Origin of the sequence: Arthrobacter sp. 9MFCol3.1, from assembly GCF_000620385.1 — a bacterium.
GTDB lineage: Bacteria > Actinomycetota > Actinomycetes > Actinomycetales > Micrococcaceae > Arthrobacter.
In genome coordinates this window covers 41179-53869 of record NZ_JIBJ01000003.1, presented here as the reverse complement: position 1 = coordinate 53869, position 12691 = coordinate 41179, and the positions used below count along the sequence as shown (strand labels likewise).

The 12691-nt window shown below is 69.0% G+C and carries 13 protein-coding genes; 4 read left to right on the top strand and 9 right to left on the bottom strand.

Annotation, left to right across the window (positions count from 1 at the left end; genetic code table 11):
* Positions 1-133 precede the first annotated feature (133 nt).
* On the top strand, positions 134-1072 hold the full coding sequence (locus tag C560_RS0100310) for an AfsR/SARP family transcriptional regulator (protein ID WP_026536677.1): 939 nt from the start codon (positions 134-136) through the stop codon (positions 1070-1072).
* 181 nt (positions 1073-1253) lie between these two features.
* Positions 1254-1517, top strand: a complete 264-nt coding sequence (locus C560_RS0100305; protein ID WP_026536676.1) for a hypothetical protein — start codon at positions 1254-1256, stop codon at positions 1515-1517.
* 113 nt (positions 1518-1630) lie between these two features.
* On the opposite strand, the gene C560_RS0100300 is transcribed toward C560_RS0100305, so the two are convergent.
* Entirely contained in the window at positions 1631-2251 is a 621-nt protein-coding gene (locus C560_RS0100300) for an L-threonylcarbamoyladenylate synthase (protein WP_026536675.1), read from the bottom strand.
* 209 nt (positions 2252-2460) lie between these two features.
* Between C560_RS0100300 and C560_RS0100295 the strand changes: the two genes are divergently transcribed.
* A complete protein-coding gene (locus C560_RS0100295) occupies positions 2461-3330 on the top strand; it encodes an SDR family NAD(P)-dependent oxidoreductase (RefSeq protein WP_231494207.1) in 870 nt (289 codons plus the stop codon).
* Positions 3327-3872, top strand: a complete 546-nt coding sequence (locus tag C560_RS0100290; RefSeq protein WP_026536673.1) for an NAD(P)H-dependent oxidoreductase — start codon at positions 3327-3329, stop codon at positions 3870-3872. Before C560_RS0100295 ends, C560_RS0100290 begins: the two co-directional genes overlap by 4 nt.
* Positions 3873-4032: 160 nt before the next feature.
* On the opposite strand, the gene C560_RS0100280 is transcribed toward C560_RS0100290, so the two are convergent.
* The 8 genes from C560_RS0100280 to C560_RS0100245 are packed head-to-tail and all read right to left on the bottom strand — an operon-like array spanning position 4033 to position 12687.
* A complete protein-coding gene (locus tag C560_RS0100280; protein WP_026536672.1) occupies positions 4033-5160 on the bottom strand; it encodes an XdhC family protein in 1128 nt (375 codons plus the stop codon).
* Between the two features lie 9 nt (positions 5161-5169).
* Positions 5170-5934 (bottom strand): SRPBCC family protein, encoded by a 765-nt coding sequence (locus C560_RS20795; RefSeq protein WP_043422210.1) that lies wholly within the window; start codon positions 5932-5934, stop codon positions 5170-5172.
* Complete coding sequence (locus tag C560_RS0100270; RefSeq protein WP_026536671.1) at positions 5924-7219, bottom strand: vWA domain-containing protein; 1296 nt, start codon at positions 7217-7219, stop codon at positions 5924-5926. The genes C560_RS20795 and C560_RS0100270 overlap by 11 nt, the downstream gene beginning before the upstream one ends.
* Positions 7212-8135 carry an AAA family ATPase gene (locus C560_RS0100265; RefSeq protein WP_026536670.1) on the bottom strand — a complete coding sequence of 308 codons (924 nt, stop codon included), beginning with the start codon at positions 8133-8135 and terminating at the stop codon, positions 7212-7214. Before C560_RS0100265 ends, C560_RS0100270 begins: the two co-directional genes overlap by 8 nt.
* Positions 8132-8779: a nucleotidyltransferase family protein gene (locus tag C560_RS0100260; protein ID WP_231494206.1), complete on the bottom strand. Its 648-nt coding sequence runs from the start codon at positions 8777-8779 to the stop codon at positions 8132-8134. Before C560_RS0100260 ends, C560_RS0100265 begins: the two co-directional genes overlap by 4 nt.
* Entirely contained in the window at positions 8763-9704 is a 942-nt protein-coding gene (locus tag C560_RS0100255) for an XdhC family protein (RefSeq protein ID WP_026536668.1), read from the bottom strand. Before C560_RS0100255 ends, C560_RS0100260 begins: the two co-directional genes overlap by 17 nt.
* Positions 9704-12097 carry an aerobic carbon-monoxide dehydrogenase large subunit gene (locus C560_RS0100250; RefSeq protein ID WP_026536667.1) on the bottom strand — a complete coding sequence of 798 codons (2394 nt, stop codon included), beginning with the start codon at positions 12095-12097 and terminating at the stop codon, positions 9704-9706. Before C560_RS0100250 ends, C560_RS0100255 begins: the two co-directional genes overlap by 1 nt.
* Positions 12094-12687 carry a (2Fe-2S)-binding protein gene (locus tag C560_RS0100245; protein WP_026536666.1) on the bottom strand — a complete coding sequence of 198 codons (594 nt, stop codon included), beginning with the start codon at positions 12685-12687 and terminating at the stop codon, positions 12094-12096. The genes C560_RS0100250 and C560_RS0100245 overlap by 4 nt, the downstream gene beginning before the upstream one ends.
* Positions 12688-12691: the final 4 nt, after the last annotated feature.

Below are 12691 nucleotides of genomic sequence, written 5' to 3'. Positions count from 1 at the left end.
CGCCCTGTCTGGCGTGTCACGGTGTCATTGGAAAGCCGGAGGGAACAGCGTCTCAGTACGGCCTGGTTTCACTATTGATCCGGCTCTCCACAGACGATTCAGTTCGTTTTACCTGGGGAAATCGGAGAACATCGTGGATAGCCCAAAGGAAACTACACCCTCCATTTCGGTCCGCCTCTTCGGATCATTCGAGGTGCGCCGGGACGGCGTGGCGCTCACCGCTGCCGACATGGGCGGTTGCAAACCCCGGCACATACTGGAAATTCTTCTCCTGAACCTTGGCACGCCCGTGTCCAAGACCCGCCTGATCGATCTTCTCTGGGGCGCCGGAGCCAGTGACGGCTCCGTCGCGACCCTCGAGAGCTATATCAGCGGTATCCGCCGCGCCATCCAGCCGGGGCAGACCAAGACCGGTCCGCTCCGCACGGCCAACAGTGGCTATGTCCTGGACCCCACGCTCGTGGATCTCGATTTGTTCCGGTTCCGTGACCTGGTCCGCGACGCCGGTGAGCTGCCTCCGGGTGAGGCGTACCCCCTGATGCTCGAGGCCCTGGAGATTTCCGCCGAGCCGCTGCTCGGCTTCGAACTTGCCTCCGACTGGGCCGAAGAGGCGCGCGCACGCCATGCAGCCGAGAAGGTGGCGCTGCAGATCCTCGCGGCAGAAACGGCGGCCCTGCTGGGCAAACCTGACGACGCCGTCAACCTGGTCCAGGCTGCCATTCGGGCGGAGCCCCTGAATGAGCGGGCCTGGACGGTACTGGTGACAGCGTACGAACAGGCGGGCCTGCCGGCGGAGGGCCTCGCGGCGTATGACCGCTGCCGGCGGCTTTTCGACCGCGACCTTGGCTGCACCCCCGGTCCGGCCCTGCAGGAGGCTCATCTGCGGCTCCTGCGGCAGCGCGCGGAAAGCAACTCCGAACTCTCCGAGGTGCTGGCGGCGCTGCTCTATCTGGGCGAGCGGTTGAACGGGCCCAAGAGCCGGCAGCTGCCGGCGGCCGAGTCCCGGCGCATGCATGAGAACGCCGGGCGGGTGCTTGATTCCTTCCTCCAGCGAGTCCGGGCCGCCGTCTGAGCCCCGCAGGGCCGTCACCGACGGGCCGGCCACCCCAGATTCACGACGGGGATGGCTGCCGGCGGGTCCCGGGCGTTAGCTTCGTCACGTGACCGGGATTCTCGAGGAATTCCGCCGTGCCGGGCCCCATACTTGGAATGTCCCTGGCGGGCAGTCCCACCGCCGGGTGTGAGGAGGGCCCATGGAAACCTTGAAGAAAGTCGTCACGAACGAGTACTTCCCCGCAGCCGCTGTGCTGTCCGGAGTCATCCTGTTCTGGGTCCTGGGCCTCTTCGGCGGACTGTCCCTCCTGAGCACCCGCCAGAGCCCGGTGACCACCCTGACGTGGATGATGTTCGTCTACGCTGCAGCGGTGCTCTCGCCCCTGGCCGGGCTCGTCGCCGCCATCGACCTCGTGCGTCGGTGGCTGCGGAACCGGCAGGCGAGCGCGGCGGAATCCGCCTAGCCTGCCCCGCTGAGTCGTCACCGCTGAGCCGGCGCTGCGTCGCCGTCGCTGGACCCTGCCCCGTCGCTGGACCCTGACCGCAGGGTACGCCGTGCCGTTGCCGGCGTCCTCCGTTACTCGAAGCGGGAAGGATCGCCCATGCCGCGCCGGACGATTTCCGCGACGCCGCTGGAGTAGTCGATCACCGTGGTTGGTTCGGCGCCGCAGTCGCCGGAATCGATCACGGCGTCCACCACGTGGTCCAGGCGTTCCTTGATCTCCCACCCTTGCGTCAGCGGCTCTTCTTCATCCGGAAGCAGCAGCGTACTCGATAGCAGCGGTTCGCCAAGCTCGGCGAGCAGCGCCTGGACCACGTGGTTGTCCGGGATGCGCACGCCAACCGTCTTCTTCTTCGGGTGCAGCAGCCGTTTGGGGACCTCCCTGGTCGCCGGCAGGATGAAGGTATAGCTGCCGGGCGTGACGGCCTTGATGCTGCGGAACACGTCGTTGTCGATCTGGACGAACTGGCCCAACTGGGCGAAGTCCTTGCAGACGAGGGTGAAGTGATGCTTGCCGTCCAAATGCCGGATGGTCCGGATCCGGTCCAGGGCCTCCCGGTTACCGAGCTGTGCGCCCAGGGCGTAGCAGGAATCCGTGGGGTAAGCGATCAGGCCGCCTGAGCGCACGATGTCCACGGCCTGGAGGATCGAACGGTGCTGGGGGTTCTCGGGGTGCACATCGAAGTATCTCGCCATTCCAAGAGCATACGCCCGGCTGCCGCCCGGACGGCCAAGGCGGAGCCCGCCAGCCGACCCCAATGTCCCGCGGTGGCTCAGGGCCGGCCGCTGCTTGTGCACAGACAGTTCTGTCTGATAGCTTCGTTCCCGGTATAGACGAACCTGTCTACGCCAATCCAAGATCTGTCCGGCGAACCAACACCGAGAGCGAGAACCGAATGCTGTCAATGGCAGGAAAGACAGTTCTGATCACCGGAGGCACCGGCGGGATCGGCAAGGCCACGGCACTTGGCCTGGCCGCCCTGGGTGCGCGGGTTGCCATCACCGGACGTAATGCTGACAGGGCATCCCGGGCAGCTGAGGAGATCCGCGCTGTGGCCTCGGCCCCCGTCGAGGTGTTCATCGCCGATCTTTCCTCCCAGCAGGAAGTCCGCAGACTGGCCGACGAGGTATTGAAGACCCTGGACCGCCTTGATGTGCTGGTCAACAACGTAGGCGGCTTCTGGAACACCCGCCGCGTCACCGCAGACGGACTGGAATACACCTTCGCCCTTAACCACCTCGCCCCTTTCCTGCTCACCAATCTGCTCCTCGAACGGTTGAAGGAAAGCGGACCGGCACGGGTTGTAACTGTCTCGTCCGGCGCCCAGGCCATGGGACGTATGGACTTCCCGGATCTGCTGGCCGAACGGGCCTATTCGGGGCAGCGGGCGTACAACCAGTCGAAACTGGCCAACGTCCTGTTCACGTACGGACTCGCCGCACGTCTCGCCGGCACCGGGGTCACCGCGAATGTGCTCCACCCCGGAGTGGTGGCGACGGCGTTCGGGGCCGAAGATCCGGGCCGGATGCAGGAGTTTCTGACCCCGCTGGTGCAGCGGTGGATGAAAACCCCGGAGCAGGGCGCCCGGACCTCGATATACCTTGCCGCGGCGCCGGAGCTCGACAACGTCACTGGCCGGTACTTTGCCAACAGCACTCCTAAAAAATCATCAAAACGCAGCTACAGCCAGTCCGATATTGACCGCCTCTGGCAGGTCAGCTCGGCTCTGGTCGGCCTCGAATCCGATTCTGAAAGAAGCACGAACCTTCCATGACCCCACAGCGCACGCTCGTCCTTGTTGCCCACCCCGACCTGGAAAGCTCGCGGATCACCGCACACCTCACCTCGGCCATCATGGACTTGGAGCACGTGACGGTGCATGACCTCTCCGCCGCCCACCCCGACCGGCAGTTCGATACCGCCCGGGAACAGGAGCTGCTGCGCGGGCACGACACCATCGTCTGGCAGTTCCCGTGGCACTGGTACTCCGTCCCGGGGGTCCTGAAGGAGTGGATGGACCAGGTGCTCACGTACGGCTTCGCGTACGGCGCAGGAGGGGACGCCCTCCACGGAAAGCGGCTCCAGCTGGTGCTGTCGACCGGAGGCCCGGAGGCGTCCTACGCGGAGGCGGGCTACAACCGCTTCACGATGGAGGAACTCCTCCGCCCCCTCGATGCCACGGCACACCTGTGCGGGCTGGAAATGGCCGAGCCACTCATCCTGCACTCGGCGCACGGGGTGGACAGCGACGGACTCGACCGGCACGCCGCCCGCTACCGCGAGCTGCTGGCTCCCGCTCCCGTCGCCGCTCGGTAGCCGGACTCCGGTGCGTCGGATTCGACACGCCGGGGGCAGAAGCGGTCAGGCGGCTTGGGCGGCGAACATTAAGGCAAGCGCCGCAGCCCCGAGCGTTGCCGCCAGCAGCAGCACCGCCAGCGTCCAGCGCAGGGCCTCGTCCGCCGTCATGGCCACACAGTCACAACTGCTCGTCGTGGTGGATCCGTTCGCCGAGCAGTCGCAACGGCTCGCCGCTGCCGCTCCACTGCTGGGCGATGAACTCTGCCGCGATGGACACGGCCGTTTCCTCCGGGGTGCGGGCGCCCAGGTCCAGGCCGACCGGACTGTGGAGCCTGGAGAGTTCGTCCTCAGTAAGTCCCGTCTGCCGCAGCCGCGCCATCCGGTCCTCGTGGGTGCGCCGGGATCCCATGGCGCCGATAAAGGCCACGGGGCTGCCGCGCAAAGCTACCTCAAGGACGGGGATGTCGAACTTCGGGTCGTGGGTCAGGACGCAGAGCACGGCCCGGGAATCCAGCAGCCCTTGGGCGAACTGCTCGCTCAGGTACCGGTGGGGCCACGCGTTGACCACCTCGGCGGCGTCGGGGAACCGCGCCGGCGTCGCGAATACGGACCGCGCGTCACAGACGGTCACCCGGTAGCCCAGGAACGCGCCCAGCCGCGCGAGCGCCGCGGCGAAGTCAATGGCGCCGAAGACGATCATCCGGGGCGGCGGCGCATAGCTGGCAAAGAAGACGCGCATGCCGGTGTCGAGCCGCTCGCCGTCCACGCCGTAGTTCAGGATGCCCGTCCGGCCGGCGGCGAGAAGACCCTGGGTGTCGTCGCCAACGGCGCGGTTGGTCCGGTCCGAGCCCAGGTCTCCGTCCCAACCGTCCGGCCTGACAACCAGGTGCCGCCCCACACGCCCGGCATCCGGGTGTTCGATTATCGTGGCGACGCCCACGCGGCGCCCCGCGGCGATGTCCTGCGCGACGGCGTCGAGTTCGGCAAAGCGGCGCCGGGACACAGGTTCGACGAAGATGTCGATGATGCCACCGCAGGTCAGGCCCACGGCGAAGGCATCGTCGTCGCTGATCCCGTAGCGCACCAGGGCTGCCTCGCCGTCGTCCTTGACCTGGGTGGCGAGCTCGTACACAGCCGCCTCGACGCAACCGCCGGAGACGGAGCCCACGGCCTCGCCGTCGGCCGTCACCAGCATCGCCGCCCCCGGGAGCCGTGGCGCTGATTTGAAAGTGCTGACGACGGTGGCCAGGCCCGCCGTGGCACCCCTTTGCCAGTCAGGCAACATGGCCGCAAGGACATCACGCATCGGCGCTCCTCAGAGCCTGCCGCACAGCCGGAGCAGCCGGAACGCCGAACGCCGGCCGGCCCAGTAGGCGATGCACGCCACGACGGCGACGACGCCGAGGACTTTCGCCGGGCTGGACAGCTGCTCCGCCGCGATTCCCTTGGCGAGGCTCAGCGCATCCAGGCTGCCGGCCGGCGCAGCCGACGCGGGGACGGGCGCCGGGGTGGGCTCTGACGCGGGGACCGGCGCCGGGGTGGGCTGCAGGGTGGGTTCCGGGGTGGGCTGCAGGGTGGGTTCCGGGACAGCCGCAGGGCCCGGTCCCGCGGGGGTTTCCGGCGCAGGAGGTGCTGCCTCGGTGAGCATGGCCTGCAGATTTGTCGCGAACAGGGACATCATCTGTTCCGTGACGCTGCCGATCACCCCCTTGCCCATGGCCGCGGCCTTGCCGGACAGTGCGAGATCCGCGCTGACGGAACCCCGTGTGGCCGCGCCGTCTTCGGCCAGCACCAGGGTGACGGTGGCCTCGGCGGTGCCCTGTCCGCGGGTCTCCTGGGCCTTGCCGCCAAGGACCGCACGGTGTTCCGGGGCGTTTCGTTCAATGACGTTCAGCAGGCCTTTGTATTGCATCGTGACCGGGCCGAGCTTTACCGTCATGCCTACTTGGTAGGCGTCATCGGAGAGCTTGTTCAGGATCCTGGCCCCCGGAAGGCAGCCGGCCACCCTTTCAAAGTCCATCAGCGTGTCCCACACCTGGTTTATCGGTGCGACCACCGAGAACGTGCTGTCAATGTGCATGGGCTGGTTCCTTGTCTCTCGCTCGTTCGTGCGTGTCCTGTGGTGGCGGGCCGTCACCGCGAATGGCGGCCGCCATCTGCGCCAAGGCCCGGTAGCTGTGGCCGCTGACAAAGGCGTCGCAGTAGGGCAGGGCCGCTGCCATGCCGCCCACGAGGGGCTGGTACTGCGGGGCTGCCTTGCGCGGATTTACCCAGATGATCCGGTGGGCGAGCCGGCGCAGGCGGGCCATCTGCGCCGCGACCTGTTCCGGGTCCTCGTAGGCCCAGCCGTCGGAAAACACCACCACGACGGCGCCGCGCGCCAGTCCGCGGCGCCCGTGCTCGTCGACGAAGCGCCGGAGGCAGTCGGCGATCCGGGTTCCGCCGGCCCAGTCCGGCGCGGAGGCAGCGGCGCGGGCCAGGGCCCGGTCCGGATCGCGCAGGGCCAGTTGCCGAGTGAGTCTGGTCAGCCTGGTGGAGAAGACGAAGGCTTCGGCCCCGGCCCCGGTCACGGCGCCCTGCAGGAGGGATACGAAGACCCGGGAGTAGGGCTCCATCGATCCCGAGACATCGCAGAGCAGCACCAGTTTGCGGCGCTGTCCGCGCCGGCGGGCATACAGCAGCAGTGGGGCGTCGGTCCCGGACCGCCGGGCTGCGCGCACTGTCGCCCGGACGTCCAGGCTCGCCGTGCTGTGGGCCGACGTGCGCGTGCGGCGGCTCAGGCGCAGCGGAGTCGCGAGCTGCAGCGCCGCTGCCAGCCGCCGTACCTCCGCCACTTCATCGGCGGCAAGCTCGGCGAACGATGTCTCCTGCAGGTGTTCGTCCGCGGAAACCATGGCAAGGACGGCCTCGCGGTCAGTGCGGCCGTCCTCCGCGGAGCCGTCCCGGCCCGGGGAGGCCACGCGCGGCCGCTGCTGCGTGCCGGGGGGCGTGCCTGGGGCCGTGCCGGGCGTCCGGCTGTCTGGCGCGGCGGGCCTGGTCCGCGGGGCCGGTGCGGGCGGCGCCGCTGCCGGGCCGGGCACGCTGCCCGGGTGGGCGGGTGCGGCGTTCCCACCGAACACGGCCGCGAAAACGGCATCAAACACCGGCACCTGTTCGCGCGCGGACACGAGCACCACGCGGCAGGTCCAGTAGAGCTGCTCAAGCCGGCCCGGGGGGATCAGGTGGAGCGCCTCGGCCAGCCGCGCCGCCCGGTCCGGCGAGGTTGCCAGGCCGGCCCGCCGGATTGCGGTGACGAACGCGGCGGACAAGGCGGCCGCCTCGACCCGAGGCGGCCCTGCGGGCGCCGCGCTGTTGTTTTCAGCCATCGGTACCGTCCACGAGCCAGGCCGCGCCGCGGGAGCCGACGAGTTCGAGGTCATCGCGGTTCTTGACGATGGAGCCCCACGTCTGTTCGGTGGTGCCGGCGTCGATCCGCTCCACCCCCAGCACGGCCAGGGCCGAGACCCAGTCGATTGCCTCGGAGATTCCGGGCGGCTTGGCGAGGTCCAGGGTGCGCAGCCGGGTTATCACGGCCGCGGCCTGGAGGGCCAGCGGGCCGCTGCTGGCCGGAACCCGGCGGCGCACGATCTCGGCGATCCGGGCGGGTCCCGGGTAGTCGATCCAGTGGTACAGGCAGCGGCGGGTCAAGGCGTCGTGAAGGTCCCGGGTCCGGTTGGAGGTCAGGATCACGATGGGCGGATGGGTGGCCCGGATTGTGCCCAGTTCCGGGATGGTGACGGCGGATTCGGCCAGCAGTTCAAAGGTGAAGGCCTCGAATTCGGCGTCGGCGCGGTCGATCTCGTCCAGGAGCAGCACGGCAGGCCGCGGGCCGGGATGCTCCAGCGCCTGCAGGAGCGGGCGCCGCAGCAGGTACTGGGAGGCAAACAGGTCAGTTTCCGTGACCTCGGTGTCGCGGAGTTCGGCCAGCCGGATGCCGAGCAGCTGGCGCTGGTGGTTCCATTCGTAGAGGGCCTCACCGGCGTCGATTCCCTCGTAGCACTGCAGCCGGTACAGCGGGGTGTCGAGGAGCTCGGCCAGCGCCTTCGCGGCCTCCGTTTTCCCGACCCCCGCCTCGCCCTCGAGCAGGATGGGCTGCGGCAGGCGGACGGCCAGGAACAGGGCCGTCGCCAGGCCGACGTCGGCCAGGTAGTTGGTCCGGTCCAGCGCGGCCATCAGCGATCCGACATCCGGGACCCGGCGCCGCACGTCCTCTTCCGCGCCGGCCCGCGCCGCCGTCGTCATACGGCCCCCTGCAGCCCGGCGAGGAGGCGCCGGTAGTCTTCCTCGGTGTCCACGTCCTGGGGTACCGGGCCGGGCGTACGGACCTCGACGACGTCGTCCGCCCGCTGTTCCAGAAGCTTCCAGACGGCCTTGTCCCCGTGCAGCGCGGCCAGCTCCGGCAGCAGGCGCCGGGCAAACGCCACGGGGTGGCCCACGCCGTCGTCGTAGCGGCACACCGCGATGCCGGCGGCGCCCGCGGGAGTGTGCAGGGCGCCAAGCACTGCCCGGACGCTCGCGGCCCGGACACCGGGCTGGTCCCCGAGCAACAGGACGACGGCGTCGGTCTCCGGATGGAGGGCAGCGAGCGCCGTGGCGATCGAGGACGCGCACCCTTCACCGTAGTCCGGGTTGAGCACCACATCGCAGCCGCTGGTGTCCACGGTGCGCTCCACCTCGGCCGCAGCGCCGCCCAGGGCAAGCACCGTCTGGCCGAAGGCGCAGTCCCGGGCAGCCGCCAGGACGGCATCGAGCAGCACTCCCGCGCCGTAGGGCAGCAGCTGTTTGGGCCGGCCCAGGCGCCGGGAACCGCCCGCGGCCAGGATGATGCCGGCGGTCCGGGGTCCGGGGCTTCCTGCCGCCCGCATCGGGTCAGATCGTAACGGCATAGCGTTCCGGATCTTTGCGGAAGGCGGCCCGGCAGCCGGGCGAGCAGAAGTAGACGGTGACCCCTTCGTGAACCAGATGCAGGGACGACTCGAGGGCCGGGACGGACATGCCGCACACCGGATCGACCGCGCTCGCCGGCCCTGGCTCAGGTGGCCCCGGCTCGGCCGGCGCTGACGCCGCAAGGGGCGCGGCGGCGCGGCGCGCCCGGGACCGTTCCCCGACCAGCTGGGCCAGGATGGACAGCGCGATCTCCCCGGGCGTCCGGGCACCGAGCTGCAGCCCGGCCGGTGTGAACACCCGCCGCCGCAGGGCGTCGTCGACGTCGAGGGAGTCCAGGACGGCGGCGCCGCGGGTTGCGCTGGCCACGAGGGCAACGTAGGGGACACCCGCCCGCAGGGCCGCTTCCAGCGCACCCTCTTCCGCTTTTCCATGCGAGGCGACAATCAGGGCCGCGTCATCGCCGCGGGGATCGGCGGATTCGCCGTCCGTGAGTTCGACTTCGAGGCCGACGCCGGAGCCGAGCGTTTCCAGGGCCTGTGCCACCGGCGTCGTGCCCACCACCACGACCCGGGGCGCCGGAATCCGCGGCTGGAGGAAGATCTCGATCGCCCCGCCGCTCAGGCACGGGTTGGTGACCTCGACGGCGCCTTCCTCCGCGGTGCGGGACGGTTCTCCGGGCAGCACCCGCAACAGGAGGGGTTCCTGGGTGGCCAGTACCTGCCGGCTGTATTCGCGCACCGACTCCTCCACGCAGTTTCCACCCACGAAGCCGTGGATCTCTCCGCTGGGCAGCACCAGAGCGGTGTCCCCGGCGTGGGCGCTCGTCGGATGCTGGGCGCGGACTACCGTGGCATGGACGAACGGCTCGCGGCGGCTGGCGAGTTCATCGGCCCTGGCGGCCAGGGATCCTGCGCTGGCGGCCATCAGATCGGCGGCCTGGCCCGGCCCTGCATGGCAGCCCAGACACGGGCCGGGGTGCAGGGCATGTCCATGTGTGTGACGCCGAACGGCGCCAGGGCATCGACCACGGCGTTGACGATCGCCGGCGGTGAGCCGACGGTGGCGGACTCGCCGATGCCCTTCGCGCCGATGGGGTGGTGCGGGGACGGGGTGACAGTGAAGCCGGTCTCCCAGTCGGGCACTTCCATTGCGGTGGGGATCAGGTAGTCCATGAAGGAACCGCCCAGGCAGTTGCCGTCGGCGTCGAACTCGATGATCTCCATCAGGGCCATCCCGACGCCGTCGGTCAGCCCGCCGTGCACCTGGCCCTCGATGATCATCGGGTTGATCCGGGTGCCGCAGTCATCCACCGCGATGAAGCGCCGCACCTTGACTTGCCCGGTGCCGGGATCGATGTCGACGACGCAGATGTAGGCGCCGAACGGGAAGGTCAGGTTCGGCGGGTCGTAGGTGACCTCGGCGTCGAGGTTGCCGTCCACGCCTTCGGGCAAGGCAACGGTGCCGTGGGCGCCCATGGCGATCTCGGCGATGGTCTTGCCGGCGCTGGGGTCGCCCTTGACGAACCATCGGCCCTTTTCCCATTCGAGGTCCTCGGGGCGGGTCTCCAGCATCGCCCCGGCGATCAGTTTCGCCTTCTCGCGCACCTTCCGTGCAACAAGGGCGACGGCGCCGCCGCTGACCGGCGTCGAACGGCTGCCGTACGTGCCCAACCCGAACGGGGTCTGGTCGGTGTCGCCGTGCACCACCTCGATGTCCTCCGGCGGGATGCCGAGTTCCTCCGCGACAATCTGGGCGAAGGTGGTCTCGTGGCCCTGGCCCTGGCTCTGCACCGAGATGCGCACCACGGCCTTGCCCGTGGGGTGCACGCGCAGTTCGGCGCCGTCGGCCATGCCGAGGCCCACGATGTCGAAGTGCTTCCTGGGCCCGGCTCCGACGACTTCCGTGAAGAAGGAGACCCCGATGCCCATGAGTTCCCCGCGTGCGCGTTTTTCGGCCTGTTCGCGGCGGAGGTCCTCGTAGCCGGCGAGCTGCATCGAGAGGCGCATGGCGGCCTCGTAGTTGCCCGAGTCGTAGACCCAGCCGGTCTTGTTGGCATAGGGGAACTGCTCCGGCTTGATGAAGTTCTTGAGCCGCAGCTCCGCGGGGTCCATCTCCAGCTTGCGGGCCAGGATATCGACCATCCGCTCCACGAGGTAGACGGCCTCGGTGACGCGGAACGAGCAGGCGTAGGCGACCCCGCCGGGCGCCTTGTTGGTATACACGCCGGTGACGGAGCAGTGGGCGGCCAACAGGTCATAGCTGCCGGTGAAGATGGAGAAGAATCCGGCCGGGTTCTTGGTGGGCTGGGCGGTGGCGTTAAACGCGCCGTGGTCGGCCAGCACATGGGTGCGCAGGGCAAGGATCTTGCCGTCCTTGGTCGCCGCGATTTCGCCCTGCATGATGTAATCCCGGGCGAACGAGGTCGACATCAGGTTCTCGGAGCGGTCCTCCACCCATTTGACCGGCCGGCCGGAGACGATCGAACCGACGACGGCGAGGATGTAGCCGGGATAGATCCCGACCTTGTTGCCGAAACCGCCGCCGATATCGGGGGAGACGATCCGGATCTTGTGCTCGGGGATGCCGGCGACGATCGCGAAAAGGGTCCTGTGCGCGTGCGGGGCCTGGGTGGTCTCGTAGAGCGTCAGCTTGCCGTTGACGGCGTCGAAATCGGCGACGGCGCCGCACGTCTCCATCGGTGCGGGATGGACCCGCGGATACACGACCTCCTGGCTGACCACAACATCCGCGGAGGCGAACACCGCATCGGTTTCGGCCTTGTCGCCCATCTCCCAGTCGAAGATCCGGTTGTCCGTCCGGCCCTCGATCTCATCACGGATCACCGGGGCGTCCGCATCGAGCGCTTTGCGGGCGTCAACCAGCGGGGGAAGCACATCGTATTCGACGTCGATCAGCTCCAGGGCGTCCCGTGCGGCATAACGGTCCTCGGCCACGACAAACGCGACTTCCTGCCCCTGGAACCGGACTTTGTCGGTCACCAGCACGGCCTGGACATCTGCCGACAGCGTCGGCGCCCACGCGAGCTTCAGGCCCAGCAGGTCCTTGCCGGTGATGACTGCGACCACCTTCGGATGCGCGAGGGCGTTAGTGGTATCGATGGACACCAGCTTGGCGTGCGCCACCGGAGCCCGCAGGATGGCGCCGTGCAGCATCCCCGGCAGCACGATGTCATCCAGGTAGTGGCCTTTGCCGCGCACGAAGCGCGGGTCTTCCTTCCGCTGGATTCGGCCGTAGCCGATCGGGCGGTCCTCGTCGCCGGCGGCCGGGTTTGACTGCCGGTCATGGATGACGGTCATGCCTTCACCTCCGTGTCTTCTATCTCCGCCGCGACATCCGGGACGGCGGTGTCCGTGCCGTCCAGGTCGGTGCCGTCCAGGCCGGTGCCGGCAGAATGGTCGGTAGCGGGTGCGTCGTCCAGGCCGGGAGCGGCAGGGTGGGCGGCGGCCCACTGCACCGAACGGACAATCGTGGCGTAGCCGGTGCACCGGCAGATCTGCCCGGAAATGGCCTGCCGGACCTCGGCGTCGTCCGGGTGCGGATTCTTATCCAGCAGCGCGCGGGCCGTGAGCATCATGCCCGGGGTGCAGAAGCCGCACTGCAGCCCGTGCTCTTCCATGAAGCCCTGCTGGACGGGGTCGAGCGTGCCGCCGGTGGCCAGCCCCTCGACAGTGCGGATGTCGTGGCCTGCGGCCATGGCGGCCAGGACGGTGCAGGACTTCACGGGCTGTCCGTCCATCAGGACCACGCACGTCCCGCAGTTGCTTGTGTCGCATCCCCAGTGCGTACCGGTGAGGCCCAGGACCTCGCGGATGTAGTGGACCAGGAGCACCCTGGGCTCAATCTCGCTCGTGACGTCGGTGCCGTTCACGGTCATGCTGATCTGCATCGGC

Bases quoted from the DNA above. Each gene is read 5' to 3' on its own strand.
- C560_RS0100305 (WP_026536676.1), top strand. From the start codon at position 1,254: ATGGAAACCTTGAAGAAAGTCGTCACGAACGAGTACTTCCCCGCAGCC.
- C560_RS0100300 (WP_026536675.1), bottom strand. From the start codon at position 2,251: ATGGCGAGATACTTCGATGTGCACCCCGAGAACCCCCAGCACCGTTCG.
- C560_RS0100295 (WP_231494207.1), top strand. From the start codon at position 2,461: ATGGCAGGAAAGACAGTTCTGATCACCGGAGGCACCGGCGGGATCGGC.
- C560_RS0100290 (WP_026536673.1), top strand. From the start codon at position 3,327: ATGACCCCACAGCGCACGCTCGTCCTTGTTGCCCACCCCGACCTGGAA.
- C560_RS0100280 (WP_026536672.1), bottom strand. From the start codon at position 5,160: ATGCGTGATGTCCTTGCGGCCATGTTGCCTGACTGGCAAAGGGGTGCC.
- C560_RS20795 (WP_043422210.1), bottom strand. From the start codon at position 5,934: ATGCACATTGACAGCACGTTCTCGGTGGTCGCACCGATAAACCAGGTG.
- C560_RS0100270 (WP_026536671.1), bottom strand. From the start codon at position 7,219: ATGGCTGAAAACAACAGCGCGGCGCCCGCAGGGCCGCCTCGGGTCGAG.
- C560_RS0100265 (WP_026536670.1), bottom strand. From the start codon at position 8,135: ATGACGACGGCGGCGCGGGCCGGCGCGGAAGAGGACGTGCGGCGCCGG.
- C560_RS0100260 (WP_231494206.1), bottom strand. From the start codon at position 8,779: ATGCCGTTACGATCTGACCCGATGCGGGCGGCAGGAAGCCCCGGACCC.
- C560_RS0100255 (WP_026536668.1), bottom strand. From the start codon at position 9,704: ATGGCCGCCAGCGCAGGATCCCTGGCCGCCAGGGCCGATGAACTCGCC.
- C560_RS0100250 (WP_026536667.1), bottom strand. From the start codon at position 12,097: ATGACCGTCATCCATGACCGGCAGTCAAACCCGGCCGCCGGCGACGAG.
- C560_RS0100245 (WP_026536666.1), bottom strand. From the start codon at position 12,687: ATGCAGATCAGCATGACCGTGAACGGCACCGACGTCACGAGCGAGATT.